Here is a 15036-nt window from a genome sequence, read left to right as displayed (position 1 = left end):
AGCCGGGAGAGAACATGACGCAACGTAAGGGCATCATCCTCGCCGGCGGTTCCGGCACCCGCCTGTATCCGATCACCAAGGGCGTCAGCAAGCAGCTGCTGCCGGTGTACGACAAGCCGATGATCTACTACCCGCTCAGCGTGCTGATGCTGGCGGGCATCCGTGAAGTGCTGATCATCAACACCCCGCACGAGCAGGCGCTGTTCCAGCAGTTGCTGGGCGACGGTTCGCAGTGGGGCATGGACATCCAGTATGCGGTGCAGCCGAGCCCGGATGGGCTGGCCCAGGCCTACCTGATCGGCCGCGACTTCGTGGCCGGCAAGCCGAGCTGCCTGGTGCTGGGTGACAACATCTTCCATGGCCATGGCCTGCGCGAGGTGCTCAAGCGCGCGGACGAGCGCGTGGACGGCGCCACTGTGTTCGGTTATTGGGTGAATGACCCGGAGCGTTACGGCGTGGCCGAGTTCGACAAGACCGGCAAGGTGATCGACCTGGTCGAGAAGCCGGAGAAACCGCGTTCCAACTACGCGGTGACCGGCCTGTATTTCTACGACGGCAAGGCCAGCGATTACGCGGCCGAGCTGAAGCCGTCGCCGCGCGGCGAGCTGGAGATCACCGATCTCAACAAGCGCTACCTGGCCGAGGGCAACCTGCACCTGGAAGCGCTCGGCCGCGGCTATGCCTGGCTCGATACCGGTACCCACCAGTCGCTGCTGGAAGCGTCCAACTTCATCGAGACCATCCAGACCCGGCAGGGGCTGCAGGTTTGCTGCCCGGAGGAAATCGCCTTCGGCAAGGGCTGGATCAACGCCGAGCAGCTGGAAGCGCTGGCCGCACCGCTGATCAAGAATGGCTACGGCCAGTACCTGCACACGCTCGCACTGCGTGGAGTCGTTCCGTGAAAGTGATTGAAACCAAGTTGCCCGGCTGCGTGGTGATCGAGCCGGCCGTGTTCGGCGATGCCCGCGGTTACTTCTTTGAAACCTGGAATGCTGAGCGCTTCGCCGCGCTGGGCCTGCCGGACCGTTTCGTGCAGAGCAACGTATCGACGTCGGCGCAGGGCGTGCTGCGCGGCCTGCATTACCAGTGGCCGCGCCCGCAGGGCAAGCTGGTCAGCGTGCTGGAAGGTGAGGTGTACGACGTTGCGGTCGACATCCGCCGTGGCTCGCCGACCTTCGGCCAGTGGGAGGCGGTGGTGCTGAGCGCTGAAAACCGGAAGCAGTTCTGGATTCCGGAAGGCTTCGCCCATGGCTTTGCCGTACTCTCCGAGCGCGCGTTGTTCAGTTATCTGTGCACGGATGTCTACGTCAAGGAAGCCGATGCAGGTATCCGCTGGAACGATGCCGACATCGCCGTGGATTGGCCGATCAGCGCGCCGATGCTGTCGTCCAAGGACGAGAACGCTCCCTTCCTGAAGGACATTGCTGAAGACCGCCTGCCGGTCTACGTGCCATGACCGTTCTGGTGTTCGGCGGCAACGGCCAGGTCGGCCAGGAGCTGCTGCGCGCGCTGGCGCCGCTGGGCAAGGTGGTCGCGACCACCCGCAGCGGGCAACTGCCCGACGGAAGTGCCTGCGAGGTGGCTGATTTCGGCCAACCCGACGGCCTGCCGGCATTGCTGGATCGCCTGCAGCCATCGGTGGTGGTGAACGCCGCTGCGTACACGGCAGTCGATCGCGCCGAGCAGGATGCCGATGCGGCCTTCGCCGCCAATGCGCAGGCGCCGGGCGTGATCGCGCGCTGGTGCGCGGCCCATGGCGTGCCGTTCGTGCATTACTCCACCGACTACGTGTTCGATGGCCAGGGCAGTGCGCCCTACCGCGAGGACGAGCCGACCGCGCCGCTGGGTGTGTACGGCACCAGCAAGCGTGATGGCGAAGAGGCCGTGCGCGCTGCCGGCGGTCGTCATCTGATCTTCCGGACGGCGTGGGTGTACGCCTCGCATGGCGCCAATTTCCTGCGCACGATGCTGCGGGTGGGCGCCGAGCGCGACCAGTTGCGTGTGGTAGCCGATCAGGTCGGCACGCCGACACCGGCCGCGTTGATCGCGGATGTCACCGCGCAGGTGCTGCAGCATCCGGGCCACTTGTCTGGAACGTGGCATCTGACGGCCAGTGGCCAGACCAGCTGGCATGGGTTTGCCGAGGCGATCTTCGCCGAAGCGCTGGCTACCGGGGTGTTGGCGAAGGCGCCGGCCGTCGAGGCGATTCCCAGTTCCGAGTATCCGACGCCGGCCAAGCGCCCGGCCTGGTCGGTGCTGGACAACCGCAGGCTGCAGCAGGATTTCAACATCGTCCTGCCGGCATGGCAGGACGGGTTGAAGCGGGTGATGGCGGAGTTTGCCTGACCCGGTAGGCGACGTGCCGACCAACGGTCGGCACCCACCCCGACCAACGGTCGGCACCCACCCCGACCACCGGTCGGCATCCGCCGCAGGGCGTCGGATCAACTACGCCCGTACGTGTCCTCGAACCGCACGATGTCATCCTCGCCGAGGTAGCTGCCGGACTGCACTTCGATCAGTTCCAGCGGCAGCTTCCCCGGGTTGCGCAGGCGGTGGGTCACGCCCAGCGGAATGTAGGTGCTCTGGTTCTCGCTGAGCAGGATCACTTCGTCGCCGCGGGTCACCTCGGCGGTGCCGCTGACCACGATCCAGTGCTCGGCGCGATGGTGATGCATCTGCAGGCTGAGCGTGCCGCCGGGCTTGACCGTGATGCGCTTGACCTGGAAACGCTCGCCGTTGTCGATCGAATCGTACGCGCCCCACGGGCGGTAGACCTTGCGATGCCAGGTGGCCTCGCTGCGGCCTTCGGCTTTCAGCTGCGCCACCACGGTCTTGACCTCCTGCATGCGGTCGGCCTTGCCGACCAGCACGGCATCGTCCGTCTCGACCACGATCACATCGTCCAGGCCGACCAGTGCCACCAGGCGCTGTGCATAGGCATAGGTGTTGCGGCAGTCGATGGCAATCACATCACCCTGGTGGGCGTTGCCGTCGCCGTCCTGCTGCGAGACATCGCGCAGCGCTGTCCACGAGCCGACATCGTTCCAGCCCGCGTCCAGCGGAATCACCACGGCGTCCGCGGTCTTTTCCATCACCGCGTAGTCGATGGAGTCGGAAGGAACCGCTGCGAAGGCGTCCTTGTCCAGACGGGTAAAATCCGAATCGCGACGGGCCTGCTGCCAGGCCTGGCGGCTGCCGGCCAGCATGTCGGGCTGGAAGCGCTCCAGCTCCTGCAGGTAGCGCGAGGCCTTGAACAGGAACATGCCGCTGTTCCAGTAGTACTGGCCGCTGCTGACGTAACCGCTGGCCGTCTCCAGGTCGGGCTTTTCGACAAAGCGCTCGACCGCACGCAGGCCCTGCCCATTGGCGGCCTTGATATAGCCGTAGCCGGTTTCCGGTCCGGTCGGCACGATGCCGAAGGTCACCAGCTTGCCGGCTTCGGCAGCACTGGCCGCAGCCTGCACGGCCGCGCGGAAGGCCGCCTCATCGGTGATCACATGGTCTGAGGGCAGCACCAGCAGCAGCGCATCGGCGCCCGCGCGGGTGGCTTCCAGTGCTGCAACCGCGATGGCCGGAGCGGTGTTCCGACCGACTGGTTCCAGGATGATCGCTGCCGCCGCTGCACCGACCTGCTGCAGCTGTTCGGCGGCCACGAACCGGTGCTCTTCATTGGCGATCACCAGTGGGCCGTGCGCGGCAATAGGGGCGACACGCTGCCAGGTGGCCTGCAGCATCGTCAGGTCCCCGGCCAGCGGCAGGAACTGTTTTGGATACGCCTCGCGCGACAGTGGCCACAGGCGGGTGCCGGAACCACCGGAGAGGATGACGGGCTGGATGTTGCTCATGGTCGTCCTCGCTTACTGCTGCAGAAGAGTGGAGATTTCGTCGGTGCGCGCCTGCATCAGCGATGCATCGCCGCGGGCTTCGACGTTCAGTCGCAGCAGCGGCTCGGTGTTGGAGCTGCGCAGGTTGAAGCGCCAGTCGCCGAAGTCGGCGCTGATGCCATCGGTATGGTCCAGCGCCGGCGACTGCGCGGCGAAGTGCTCCATCACGCGTGCTACCGCAGCCTTGGCATCGGCCACCTTGAAGTTGATCTCGCCACTGCATGGATAGGCCGCCATGCGGTCTTCGACCCAGTCGGCCAGCGAGCGGCCACTCTCGGAGATCAGCTGCGCGATCAGCAGCCACGGAATCATGCCGGAGTCGGCATAGGCGAATTCGCGGAAGTAGTGGTGGGCGCTCATCTCGCCGCCATACACCGCATCCTCGGCGCGCATCTTTTCCTTGATGAAGGCATGGCCGCTCTTGCACAGCACCGGTACGCCGCCCGCCTGCTCCACCATCTCCACGGTGTTCCAGACCAGGCGCGGGTCATGCACGACCTTGCCGCCGGGATTGCGTGCCAGGATGGCCTTGGCCAGCAGGCCGACCAGGTAATAGCCCTCGATAAAACGGCCGGTATGGTCGAAGAAGAAGCAGCGATCGAAGTCACCGTCCCAGGCAATGCCGAAGTCCGCACCGTGCTCGCGGACGGCGTCGGCGGTAGCCGCGCGGTTCTCCGGCAGCAGCGGATTGGGGATGCCGTTGGGGAAGTTGCCATCGGGTTCGTGGCAGATGCGGATGAACTCGAACGGCAGGTGCGGTGCCAGCAGGTCGACGATGGCGCCCGCACCGCCGTTGCCGGCATTCACCACCAGCTTCAGCGGTGTGAGCTTGCTGGCATCGACATAGCTGAGCAGGTGCTGGATGTAGGCGCTCTTGTCATGCTGGGCGGTCTGCCCGGCGCGTGGCGGCTGGGCCTCGGACGTATCGACGGCGACGGCGTCGGAGATTGCGAACAGGCCGGTATCGGAACTGATCGGTCGAGCATTCTCCTTGACCAGCTTCATCCCGTTGTAGTCCATCGGGTTGTGGCTGGCGGTCACCATCACGCCGCCGGCTGCGCCGAGGTGATCGGTCTGGAAGTAGACCTCTTCGGTACCGCACAGGCCGATGTCGATCACCTCGCGGCCGGTGCCACGCAGGCCTGCGGCCAGCGCATCCTGCAGCGCCGGGCTGGTCAGGCGCACATCGTGGCCGAGGACCACCGGACCGGGAGCGAGCTGCGCGGCCAGGGCGACGCCGATGCGACGGGCCAGGTCTTCGTTCAGTTCTTCCGGCACGCGGCCGCGGATATCGTAGGCCTTGAAGGCGGGCAGGGGCATCGATCAGATCCTTTGTGAGCTCAGCCCTCAATTGTAGTCCCAGTCCCGTATGGGAATCGTTTCCATCGGGGAACGCCACCTGACTGGCGTTCGCGGGTCAGGTTCGCGTCGACCGTTTGCCCGCTTTACGGGAACGTTTGCCGGGCAGGCCCGGCAACGGCGCCAGCAGCGCCTGCACGTCCTCCTCGCTGAAACGTGGCCCCGTAGCGCCGCCCCCTCCCAGAATCGAGTCGGCCAGCGTGGCCTTGCGTTCCTGCAGCTCGGCGATCCGTTCTTCGATGCTGCCTGCGGCGATCAGCCGGTAGACGAACACCGGCTGCTGCTGGCCGATGCGATGGGCACGGTCACTGGCCTGGTTTTCGGCCGCCGGGTTCCACCAGGGGTCGAAGTGGATGACGGTGTCGGCGGCGGTCAGGTTCAACCCGACGCCACCTGCCTTCAGGCTGATCAGGAACACCGGTACCTCGCCCTGCATGAAGCGCTGCACCGGCGTGACCCGGTCCTGGGTGTCGCCGGTCAGGGTCACATAGGCCAGCCCCAGGTCCTCAAGCGCCTGCGCGATCAGTGCCAGCATGCCGGTGAACTGCGAGAACACCAGGATCCGCCGGCCTTCCTCGACCATTGACGGCAGCATGTCGCGCAGCAGCTCCAGCTTGGCCGAGCCGGCATTGCGTGCCGGGGCGTCGCCCGGCAGCAGGCGCGGATCACAGCAGACCTGGCGCAGCTTCAGCAAGGCATCCAGCACCACGATATGGCTGCGCGCCAGCCCGCTGCCGCTGATCGCCTCGCGCACCTGCTTTTCCATCGCTGCACGCACGGCTTCATAGAGATCACGCTGCCCGCCCTCCATTTCCACCGCGCGGGTAATGAGGGTCTTGGGCGGAAGCTCTGACGCGACCTGGTCCTTGCGACGGCGCAGGATGAAGGGACGCAGACGCTGCGCCAGCAACGTGGCGCGACGGTGGTCGCTGCCACGTTCGATCGGATGGCGCCAATGCTGGTTGAACTGCTTCTCGCTGCCGAGCAGGCCGGGCAGCAGGAAATCGAATTGCGTCCACAGCTCGCCCAGATGGTTTTCCAGCGGCGTACCGGTCAGGCACAGGCGATGGCGGGCCTGCAGCGTGCGCAGGGTGATGGCCGCGCGAGACTTCGGATTCTTCACCTGCTGGGCTTCATCCAGAATCAGCAGATGGTAGGCATGTGCCTGCAGCGCCTGCTCGTCGCGCCACAGCAGTGGGTACGTGGTCAGCACAAGATCGTGCTCGGGGATGGCCTCGAACAGTGCTTCGCGCGCCGGTCCGTGCAGGATCAGCACGCGCAGGCCCGGAGCGAAGCGTGCGGCTTCGCTCTGCCAGTTGTGCAGCAGCGAGGTCGGCACCACCAGCAGCGCCGGCCGGTCCAGGCGGTCACTTTCCTTCTCGAGCAGCAGATGCGCCAGTGTCTGCAGGGTCTTGCCCAGCCCCATGTCATCGGCCAGCACCCCGCCCAGACCCTGCTGGCGCAGGTACTGCAGCCATGACAGGCCTTCACGCTGATAGGGACGCAGTGTCGCCACCAGCCCCGCCGGTGGCGGCACTTCGCCCAGTGCGGGTGCCTGCATCAGGCGCTGCACCAGCGCCTGGGTATCCTTGCGCCCCCGGAACTGCAGGCGCGCCGTGTCCCGCAGCGCCTGCAGGCGGCCACGGTCAAGCGCTGACAAGCGCAGCGGCGCGCCGCGCTGGGCGAACAGGTCCGCCAGCAGGGCCATGATCGGCTTCAGTCGTGCGGCCCGCAGTGCCAGGCGGGTGTTGTCGCCTGCCATCAACAGGATGTTCTCGTCATCGCCGATGGCGTCCAGCTGGCCACGCATCCAGCGGGGATCGGACTGCAGCACCTGCTGCAGCAGCGGAACCATCGACACGTTGCGGCCTTCCACCTGGATGTCCAGGCCCAGGTTGAACCAGCCCGCATCCGCCGGGTCGGCCTGGATGTCCAGGCCAATCTCATCCACCCGGGTGATGCGATGGCGGAAATCGTCGTCCGTCTCCACCTTCCAGCCCAGGGCTTCCAGGCGCGGCACGTCATCCAGCAGGAACCGTGTCCAGTCATGGGTACGCAGCTGGAACTGCGGGCCAGCGCCGTCCAATGGCGCCCGCGGGTCAGTGTCGCGATGCAGTCCCACCGTGCGCAGCTCGGCCTCACGTCGTGATTCCTCACCCAGGTCACGGGGCAGCAGGGCGAGCTGGCCCTCCGGATCGTGGGCGAACAGGCTCGGATCATCCAGGAACCGCACGTGCTCGTCGTATTCGAAGGCCACGGTCGCGATATCGGCCCATTGCGAAGGGTCGCGGGGGCCGAGCCACGGCGGACGGAACTCGACCGTGTGCAGGCGCAGGACGGGCGTCATCGAACGGATCTGCAGCGTTGGCAGCGTGCTGCTGTCGTCGGGCATGGGGGGCGTATGGTCGATCTGCTGCAGCATCTGCGCCAGCACGGCCGCCACGTGCATGCAGTCGTGGCCGAGCGGGCAGGAACACCGGTTCCGCAGCAGGCTGTGCGGAGGGCGGAGGCTGGCGGCCAGGTCGATCTCCACCCGGTAGGAGTACTTGGCCGAGATCTTTACCTCAGCGACCAGCATGTCACCGAACAGACGCATGCTGTGGACTTCCGACAGGCAATGATCGCTCATTTCCAGCGTCCGGCCGTCCATCCAGCGGAGCAGGTCTTCTTCGGTGTAGGTATGGGCCATCAACGAGGGTGGACCGGGCACGGGGCCGGCCATTGGCAGGGGAACCGGGCATTCTACGGAACCTCGTGCGATGCCCGTGCAATGCTGCGGCGCATCCAGGCCCTTCGCCGCCCTCCAGCTAGAATGCGGTCATCCTCAACGTGCAGGGTAGTACAGCAATGCAGCAATCGACTTCCACCGGCAAGCGCAGCAAGCGCTTCGCCAGTGCGGCGGAGGCCCTGCAAGGGGTGGTCGCCGATGGCCAGACGCTGGCCGTGGGCGGCTTCGGCCTGTGTGGCATTCCCGAGGCATTGATCGCCGCGTTGCGCGACAGTGGTGCCAAGGGCCTGACCGTGATCTCCAACAATGCCGGCGTTGATGGTTTCGGCCTGGGCCAGCTGCTGGAAACCCGGCAGATCAAGAAGATGATTTCGTCCTACGTGGGCGAGAACAAGGAGTTCGAGCGGCAGTTCCTGGCCGGCGAGCTCGAGCTGGAATTCAACCCGCAGGGCACCCTGGCCGAGCGCCTGCGTGCCGGCGGCGCGGGCATCCCGGCGTTCTTCACTGCCACCGGCTACGGCACTGTGGTGGCCGAGGGCAAGGAAACCCGCGAGTTCGATGGCAAGCACTACGTGATGGAGACCGCGCTGCGCGCCGACGTGGCGCTGGTCAAGGCGTGGAAGGCCGACGAAGCGGGCAACCTGGTGTTCCGCAAGACCGCGCGCAACTTCAATCCGGCCTGCGCGATGGCCGGCAAGGTCTGCATCGTGGAAGTGGAGGAGGTGGTGCCGGTCGGCGCGATTGATCCGGACCAGGTGCACCTGCCGGGCATCTACGTGCACCGCATCGTGCACAACGCGCATCCTGAAAAGCGCATCGAACAGCGCACCATCCGCGCGGAGGGCAACTGACATGGCGTGGACCCGCGATGAGATGGCGGCACGTGCCGCTCAGGAACTGACCGATGGCGCCTATGTGAACCTGGGCATCGGCCTGCCGACCCTGGTCGCCAACCATATCCCCGAGGGCGTGGACGTGTGGCTGCAGTCGGAAAATGGCCTGCTCGGCATCGGCCCGTTCCCGACCGAAGCCGAAGTCGATGCCGACCTGATCAATGCCGGCAAGCAGACCGTCACCGCGCGTGCCGGTGCCAGCTACTTCGGCAGCCACGACAGCTTCGCGATGATCCGCGGCGGCCATGTGAACCTGGCCATCCTCGGCGCCATGCAGGTCACCGACAAGGGCGACCTGGCCAACTGGATGGTGCCCGGCAAGATGGTCAAGGGCATGGGCGGCGCGATGGATCTGGTCGCCGGCGTGCAGCGTGTGGTGGTGTTGATGGAGCACACCGCCAAGAACGGCGAGCACAAGATCCTGGCCGAATGCACGCTGCCGCTGACCGGCGTGGGCGTGGTCGATCGCATCATCACCGACCTCGCTGTGTTCGACGTCACCGATGCCGGTCTGCAGCTGGTGGAGGCGGCGCCGGGTGTCAGTGATGAAGAGCTGAAGGAAAAGACCGGCGTGGTGTTCGTTCGCGGTTGAAGGCCCGGGGCGGCCCGGCTCAGGGACGCCCCATTTTCAGGGAGCACCATGCTTTTCCCCCACGATCTGCCCGACGCCGATGTCCAGCAGGTGCCGGGCTGGTTGCCGGCGGGCGCCGCGGATGCATTGCTGCTGACCTTGCAGGCCGAAGTCCCCTGGGAGGTCCATCGCATCCGCATGTTCGGCAACTGGGTGGATTCGCCGCGACTGAGCTGCTGGATCGGCGATCCGCAGGCGCGCTACCGCTATTCCGGGGCTGAATTCGTGCCGCACCCCTGGCCACCCGCGTTGCAGGCCATGCGTGAGCGCCAGCAGGCGGAGGGCCTCGGCCGCTTCAACAGCGTGCTGCTGAACCGCTATCGCGGCGGCGGTGATTACATGGGCTGGCACAGCGATGACGAGCCGGAGCTGGGGGCGGCCCCGGTGATTGCTTCGCTGAGCCTGGGCGCGGCGCGCCGCTTCCTGCTGCGCCGGCGCGATGACCCGGCGCGGAAGGCCGAATACCTGCTCGGCCATGGCGATCTGCTGGTGATGGCGGGGCAGACGCAGCAGTTCTATCAGCACGCGCTGCCAAAGATGGCGCGGGTGCAGGACGAACGGATCAACCTGACGTTCCGCTGGATTACACCGCGCTGATCGGTCAGCGCGCGATGGTCGGCTGGTCGGCCTGCCCGCTTGCCAGCGTCCAGCCCACCATCTCCTGTGCCAGCTGCTGCAGGCCACGTTCGAAGGCGGCGGTCACCGCCGGCACGTCGGTACTGCCGACCGGCTGCGCCTGGCGGAACGTGCGGTCGGCCACCACGCGCTGGTCGGCGACATGGATCAGCTTGGCGTTGACCTCGATCACCACCGTTGGCGTGGCCTGGCCCTGGTAGTCCGATTCGAAGCGGCGCACGTCGGTGGACAGCTTGTAGTCAGCGCGGATGCCAGCGGTGCTGCGGGCCACGCCGCGGATGCGGCCGGAATCCTCGAAGCCGCGCAGCAGGGTGTCCTCGATCATGTCGGTGGCCGGCTGTGCCCAGCTGGCCCCCTTGTAGATCTCCAGCTGCGACGGCGTCGGCCGCACGTTGATGCGCGGGCTGTCGACCATGCGCGCGGCGCTGGGCTTGGCCAGTACCAGCTGCCAGCTGGCCTGCGGCCACGCCGGGTCGGCCTTCACCTGCACCGAGGGCGAGTACAGCGTCACTGCGGTTTTCTCGCTGCTGCCAAGGATGGAGCAGCCGCCCAGCAGGGTGACCATCGAAGCGGCCAGCAGCAGGCGCGGAAGGGTGGTCGGGCTCATTTGGGTTCGAACTCCTTCGGTGCGTCGCGGCCCAGCAGGTAGCGCGCGGGGTTGTTCTCGAGGCGGTCGCTGACCCGGCGCAGGTCGCGGATCAGGCCGCGCAGCTCGGTCAGCGTCGGGCCCAGCTGGCCAAGGCCATCGTTGGCGAAGCTGTTGATCGCGGCACGGTTCTCGCCAAGGATCGAATCGGCGTTGCCGGCGGCCGAATCCAGCTTGGCCAGGGTGCCGTCGAGCTTGTCGATGATGCCCGGCAGCTGCTGCACCAGATTCTTGTCCAGGCGCTCGATGGTGCCGTTGGTGGTCTTCAGCGTGGTGTCCAGGCTGCGGGCGGCATCGCGTGCGCTGAGCAGCAGCGCCTGGGTACCCTGGTCACGGTCGGCCAGGCCGCCGCTGATGGTCTCCAGGTTGGCCAGTGTCGCGTTGATCGAGGCCACGTTGCGGTCGCTGAGGATCTGATCCATGCGCTCGACGATGCGGTTGGCGACGTCGGTGATGTTCTGCAGCGCCGACGGCGTGGTCGGAATGATCGGCGCCGGGTCCTTGTTGACCGTGGTCAGTGCCGGCGACTGCGGCGTGCCGCCGCTGAGCTGGATGATCGACGGGCCGGTCAGGCTGGTGATCGCCAGCTTGGCACGGGTATCGGTCTTGACCGGGGTGGTCGAGTTCAGGCGGATGCGTGCGACCACCTGGCGCGGGTCGTCCGGCACCAGGTTCAGTTCGATGATCGAACCCACCGCGATGCCGTTGTACTGCACCGGGCTGCCCACCGACAGGCCGGTCACCGCCTCGCGGAACACCACGCGGTATTCCTGCCAGGTGCGGTCGGAGGAATACTTGGCCGCCCACAGGCCGAAGGCCAGCAGGGCCAGGCCGGTGATCAGGGTGAACGCGCCGATCAGCACGTAGTTGGCTTTGGTTTCCATGGCTCAGGCACTCTCGATCTGTTCGCCGCGCGCGGCTCGCGCACGCGGTCCGTGGAAGTATTCCTGGATCCACGGATGATCCAGTTTCTCGATGTCCGGCAGCGGCGCGTTGGCCACCACTTTGCGGTCGGCGATCACCGCGACCCGGTCGCAGATGGCGTACAGCGTGTCCAGGTCGTGGGTGATCAGGAACACGGTCAGGCCCAGCGCTTCCTGCAGGGTCTTGATCAGGCGGTCGAACGCGGCCGCGCCGATCGGGTCGAGGCCAGCGGTCGGTTCGTCCAGGAACAGCAGCGGCGGGTCCAGCGCCAGCGCGCGGGCCAGGCCGGCACGCTTGCGCATGCCGCCGGACAGCTGCGAGGGCAGTTTGTTGATCGCATCGGCGGGCAGGCCGGCCAGCTTCACCTTCAGCAGTGCCAGTTCGTAATGCCAGCGCTCGGGCAGTTCGCGGTGGTGCTCCTTCAGTGGCACCTGCACGTTTTCGCCCACGGTCAGCGACGAAAACAGCGCGCCGTCCTGGAACAGCACGCCGGTGTTGCGCTCGATGTGCAGGCGGCTCTCGGTGTCATCGGCACGCGCGTCGCGGCCCAGCACCTCGATCTGGCCTTCGTCGGGTGTGCGCAGGCCGAGGATGGAGCGCATCAGCACCGATTTGCCGGTACCCGAACCACCGACCACGCCGAGGATTTCGCCCCGGCGCACGTCCAGGTCCAGGTCTTCGTGCACGGTCTGGCTGCCGAAGCGGTTGACCAGCCCGCGAACGCGGATGGCCAGGTCATGGCCGTCGTCGTCCTGCATGGGAATGTCTTCGGGGGTCGGATGCGTGCTCATGTCACCAGTCCATGTGCATGAACCACAACGCCGCGAAGGCGTCGATGATGATCACCAGCGAGATCGTCTGCACCACGCTGGAGGTGGTGCGTTCGCCCACCGACTGCGCCGTGCCTTCCACCTTCAGCCCTTCCAGGCAGCCGATCAGGCCGATCACCAGCGCGAACACCGGCGCCTTCGACAGGCCGACCAGCATGTGCCGCACTTCCATCGTCTCGTGCATGCGCGCGATGTACATCTGCGGCGGGATGTCGAGGTCGAACGCACCGACGGTGATGCCGCCGGCCAGGCCGGCGACCATTGCAATGAAGGTCAGCAGCGGCAGAGTGACCAGCAGGGCCATCAACCGTGGCAGCACCAGCAGGTCGATCGGATCCAGGCCCAGGGTGCGCATCGCATCGATTTCCTCGCGCGCCTTCATCGCACCGATCTGCGCTGTGAAGGCGCTGGCGGTGCGGCCGGCCAGCACGATCGCGGTCAGTAGCACCGCAAACTCACGCAGGAAGGCGATGTTGACCAGCTCGACCACGTAGATCTCGGCGCCGAAGTCGCGCAGGATGGTCGAGCCGAGGAAGGCGATCACTGCGCCAACCAGGTAGGACAACAGCGCTACCAGTGGTACCGCGTCCAGCCCGACCTGCTCCATCTGGTGCACGGTGGCCGTCATCCGGAAGCGGCGGGGTTCCTTGACCAGGCGCGCCGCCTTGACCAGGTTCTCGCCGAGGAAACTGCACAGCGCCTTGATGTTGTGGCCGGTGGCATGGACGCTGACACCCAGCCGTTCCAGGGCCGCCAGCACGCCGAAGTCGCGCTTGGGCTTGGGCCGGTCGTCGGCCACTTCCTCGATGGTGCACACCAGCGCCTGGTGATCCGGGCGGAACTTCAGTGCGTCCTCGCCGAGGTTGGCGCGATGGGCCACGCGCAGCACCTGCAGCACGCCGGCCGAATCCATCTTCTCGATGGCGGTGGCATCGATGCCGGTCAGCGTGTCGGGAACGCCGCGCAGGACTTCGGCCGCGGCCAGCGCGGTCTTCAAGGTCCAGGTGCCGGACAGGCGGATCACGCCCGGGTCATGGGCATCCTGTTCGAGCTGGGGGGCGTGGTTCGGGGTCACTTGGGCCATTCGGGTCGCAGCATAACCGTTCTGTATTGGGCTTCGCGTCGAACTCGGATGAATTTCTCCGGTAAGGCCCAGCCTAGGTAATACTACGGCGCATGTCCGCAGACGCTCACACGATCCCCACGCCCCAGGCCACCTACGCGCAGCGCGTGGCCTTCGTTTCCGAGATCGCCGGACGCCTGCACAGCTATGGCACAACGGCCCAGCGCCTGGAAACGGCGGTGGTGGCACTGGCCCGCCAGCTCGATCTGGATTGTGAACCGTGGTCGAATCCCACCGGTATCATCCTCAGCTTCAGCGACCCGGCGCAGGCGATCGGCTCCAGTGACATCACCCGGGTGATCCGCCTGGCCCCCGGCGAGAACGATCTGCACAAGCTCAGCGTGGCCGACCATATCGCCGAGGAAGTGGCCAACGGGCGGATGAGCATCGCCCAGGGCCACACCGCGCTGCGCCAGCTGGACAAGGATCCGGGCCGGCGCGGCAAGCTGCGCACCATTCTCTCGTTCACCCTCGGCGCGGCCGGCGTGGCCGGCATGTGGAAGCTGCCGTGGCTGGACATCGCGACTGCCGGTGTCATCGGCCTGATGATCGGCCTGCTCGGCATGGTCACCGACCGTCGCCCGGCCACCCGCGAAGCCGCCGAGGCGCTGGCCGCACTGCTGGCCGGCCTGGTCGCCACGCTGGTCGCATCCTTCATCGGCGCGCTCAACCTCAACACGGTGATCATCGCCTCGCTGGTGGTGCTGCTGCCCGGCATGTCGCTGACCAATGCGGTCAATGAACTGGCCAGCCAGCACTGGGTATCGGGTACCGCGCGCTTCGCCGGCGCGCTGACCACCATCATGAAGCTCAGCGTCGGCGCGATGATCGCGGTGACCCTGGCCGATGTGCTCGGCCTCGATCCGGTGATCCGCGCCACGCGGCCGCAGGGGCCGTGGGTGGAGTGGGGTTCGCTGCTGACCGCGGCGTTCGCCTTCGCGATGCTGTTCAAGGCCAACCGCCGCGATTATCCGTGGGTGATTGCGGCCTCGGTGGCTGGTTATGCGATCTCCAAGTTCGGTGGCCACGCCTGGGGCGCGCCGGCCGGCATTTTCCTGTCGGCGATGCTGCTGACCGCCGGTGGCAATCTGTTCGGCCGCCTCGTCGGCCGCCCGGGCGCAATCATCCGCCTGCCCGGCATCATCATGATGGTGCCCGGCAGCACCAGCCTGCGCGGCGTGCTGACCCTGGTCCAGCAGCAGGATGTGGGTGCTGGCCAGAGCGTGTTCCTCACCGTGCTCAACGTGGTGATGGCGCTGGTGGCCGGCCTGCTGTTCGGCAACCTGCTGATGCCCGCTCGCAAAACCCTGTGATGATGTCGGTGGGTGTGGACCGTTGGTCCACACGCCGGAGAATGAAAAACGCCGGCTTTCGCCGGC

14 protein-coding genes are annotated in these 15036 nt (G+C 66.7%); 7 read left to right on the top strand and 7 right to left on the bottom strand.

All coding sequences use genetic code 11. From position 1 onward, the window contains the following. Window positions 1–14: 14 nt before the first annotated feature. Genes rfbA through rfbD form a run of 3 tightly spaced genes read left to right on the top strand, consistent with a single transcriptional unit; the run spans window position 15 to window position 2346 of the window. A complete protein-coding gene (gene rfbA, locus AC13GF_RS04665; protein WP_180865376.1) occupies window positions 15–902 on the top strand; it encodes a glucose-1-phosphate thymidylyltransferase RfbA in 888 nt (295 codons plus the stop codon). Further along, window positions 899–1456: a dTDP-4-dehydrorhamnose 3,5-epimerase gene (gene rfbC, locus AC13GF_RS04660; protein ID WP_483003482.1), complete on the top strand. Its 558-nt coding sequence runs from the start codon at window positions 899–901 to the stop codon at window positions 1454–1456. Before rfbA ends, rfbC begins: the two co-directional genes overlap by 4 nt. Further along, window positions 1453–2346, top strand: a complete 894-nt coding sequence (rfbD, locus tag AC13GF_RS04655; protein WP_483003480.1) for a dTDP-4-dehydrorhamnose reductase — start codon at window positions 1453–1455, stop codon at window positions 2344–2346. Before rfbC ends, rfbD begins: the two co-directional genes overlap by 4 nt. A gap of 98 nt (window positions 2347–2444) precedes the next feature. Here rfbD and AC13GF_RS04650 read toward each other — a convergent pair whose 3' ends face one another. The 3 genes from AC13GF_RS04650 to AC13GF_RS04640 form a co-directional block, all read right to left on the bottom strand. Further along, window positions 2445–3848 carry a mannose-1-phosphate guanylyltransferase/mannose-6-phosphate isomerase gene (locus AC13GF_RS04650; protein ID WP_483003478.1) on the bottom strand — a complete coding sequence of 468 codons (1404 nt, stop codon included), beginning with the start codon at window positions 3846–3848 and terminating at the stop codon, window positions 2445–2447. A gap of 12 nt (window positions 3849–3860) precedes the next feature. After that, window positions 3861–5207 carry a phosphohexomutase domain-containing protein gene (locus AC13GF_RS04645; RefSeq protein WP_483003476.1) on the bottom strand — a complete coding sequence of 449 codons (1347 nt, stop codon included), beginning with the start codon at window positions 5205–5207 and terminating at the stop codon, window positions 3861–3863. Between the two features lie 97 nt (window positions 5208–5304). Then, window positions 5305–7935: a DEAD/DEAH box helicase gene (locus AC13GF_RS04640; protein WP_483003474.1), complete on the bottom strand. Its 2631-nt coding sequence runs from the start codon at window positions 7933–7935 to the stop codon at window positions 5305–5307. A 158-nt stretch (window positions 7936–8093) separates the two neighbouring features. On the opposite strand from AC13GF_RS04640, the gene AC13GF_RS04635 reads away from it, so the two are divergent. From AC13GF_RS04635 to AC13GF_RS04625, 3 genes are read left to right on the top strand one after another with little or no spacing between them, the layout of a single operon-like run. After that, window positions 8094–8825: a CoA transferase subunit A gene (locus AC13GF_RS04635; RefSeq protein ID WP_019660976.1), complete on the top strand. Its 732-nt coding sequence runs from the start codon at window positions 8094–8096 to the stop codon at window positions 8823–8825. A 1-nt stretch (window position 8826) separates the two neighbouring features. Next, window positions 8827–9459, top strand: a complete 633-nt coding sequence (locus AC13GF_RS04630; RefSeq protein WP_483003472.1) for a CoA transferase subunit B — start codon at window positions 8827–8829, stop codon at window positions 9457–9459. Window positions 9460–9507: 48 nt separating this feature from the next. Further along, window positions 9508–10095 carry an alpha-ketoglutarate-dependent dioxygenase AlkB family protein gene (locus AC13GF_RS04625; protein ID WP_483003470.1) on the top strand — a complete coding sequence of 196 codons (588 nt, stop codon included), beginning with the start codon at window positions 9508–9510 and terminating at the stop codon, window positions 10093–10095. Between the two features lie 4 nt (window positions 10096–10099). Here AC13GF_RS04625 and AC13GF_RS04620 read toward each other — a convergent pair whose 3' ends face one another. Genes AC13GF_RS04620 through AC13GF_RS04605 form a run of 4 tightly spaced genes read right to left on the bottom strand, consistent with a single transcriptional unit; the run spans window position 10100 to window position 13618 of the window. Beyond that, window positions 10100–10741 (bottom strand): ABC-type transport auxiliary lipoprotein family protein, encoded by a 642-nt coding sequence (locus AC13GF_RS04620; protein ID WP_483003468.1) that lies wholly within the window; start codon window positions 10739–10741, stop codon window positions 10100–10102. Continuing rightward, complete coding sequence (locus AC13GF_RS04615) at window positions 10738–11664, bottom strand: MlaD family protein (RefSeq protein WP_033835489.1); 927 nt, start codon at window positions 11662–11664, stop codon at window positions 10738–10740. The genes AC13GF_RS04620 and AC13GF_RS04615 overlap by 4 nt, the downstream gene beginning before the upstream one ends. Window positions 11665–11667: 3 nt before the next feature. After that, window positions 11668–12495: an ABC transporter ATP-binding protein gene (locus AC13GF_RS04610; RefSeq protein WP_483003466.1), complete on the bottom strand. Its 828-nt coding sequence runs from the start codon at window positions 12493–12495 to the stop codon at window positions 11668–11670. A 1-nt stretch (window position 12496) separates the two neighbouring features. Next, complete coding sequence (locus tag AC13GF_RS04605) at window positions 12497–13618, bottom strand: ABC transporter permease (protein WP_483003464.1); 1122 nt, start codon at window positions 13616–13618, stop codon at window positions 12497–12499. A 92-nt stretch (window positions 13619–13710) separates the two neighbouring features. On the opposite strand from AC13GF_RS04605, the gene AC13GF_RS04600 reads away from it, so the two are divergent. Further along, on the top strand, window positions 13711–14970 hold the full coding sequence (locus tag AC13GF_RS04600; protein ID WP_049398420.1) for a threonine/serine exporter family protein: 1260 nt from the start codon (window positions 13711–13713) through the stop codon (window positions 14968–14970). Window positions 14971–15036: the final 66 nt, after the last annotated feature.

The organism is Stenotrophomonas sp. 22LJNL06-5-1 (assembly GCF_056861455.1).
Note: the sequence above shows the minus strand (reverse complement) of the source record. Positions and strands in the feature narration are given on the sequence as shown.

Bases quoted from the DNA above. Each gene is read 5' to 3' on its own strand.
- rfbA (WP_180865376.1), top strand. From the start codon at position 15: ATGACGCAACGTAAGGGCATCATCCTCGCCGGCGGTTCCGGCACCCGC.
- rfbD (WP_483003480.1), top strand. From the start codon at position 1,453: ATGACCGTTCTGGTGTTCGGCGGCAACGGCCAGGTCGGCCAGGAGCTG.
- AC13GF_RS04650 (WP_483003478.1), bottom strand. From the start codon at position 3,848: ATGAGCAACATCCAGCCCGTCATCCTCTCCGGTGGTTCCGGCACCCGC.
- AC13GF_RS04645 (WP_483003476.1), bottom strand. From the start codon at position 5,207: ATGCCCCTGCCCGCCTTCAAGGCCTACGATATCCGCGGCCGCGTGCCG.
- AC13GF_RS04640 (WP_483003474.1), bottom strand. From the start codon at position 7,935: ATGGCCCATACCTACACCGAAGAAGACCTGCTCCGCTGGATGGACGGC.
- AC13GF_RS04635 (WP_019660976.1), top strand. From the start codon at position 8,094: ATGCAGCAATCGACTTCCACCGGCAAGCGCAGCAAGCGCTTCGCCAGT.
- AC13GF_RS04630 (WP_483003472.1), top strand. From the start codon at position 8,827: ATGGCGTGGACCCGCGATGAGATGGCGGCACGTGCCGCTCAGGAACTG.
- AC13GF_RS04625 (WP_483003470.1), top strand. From the start codon at position 9,508: ATGCTTTTCCCCCACGATCTGCCCGACGCCGATGTCCAGCAGGTGCCG.
- AC13GF_RS04620 (WP_483003468.1), bottom strand. From the start codon at position 10,741: ATGAGCCCGACCACCCTTCCGCGCCTGCTGCTGGCCGCTTCGATGGTC.
- AC13GF_RS04615 (WP_033835489.1), bottom strand. From the start codon at position 11,664: ATGGAAACCAAAGCCAACTACGTGCTGATCGGCGCGTTCACCCTGATC.
- AC13GF_RS04610 (WP_483003466.1), bottom strand. From the start codon at position 12,495: ATGAGCACGCATCCGACCCCCGAAGACATTCCCATGCAGGACGACGAC.
- AC13GF_RS04605 (WP_483003464.1), bottom strand. From the start codon at position 13,618: ATGGCCCAAGTGACCCCGAACCACGCCCCCCAGCTCGAACAGGATGCC.
- AC13GF_RS04600 (WP_049398420.1), top strand. From the start codon at position 13,711: ATGTCCGCAGACGCTCACACGATCCCCACGCCCCAGGCCACCTACGCG.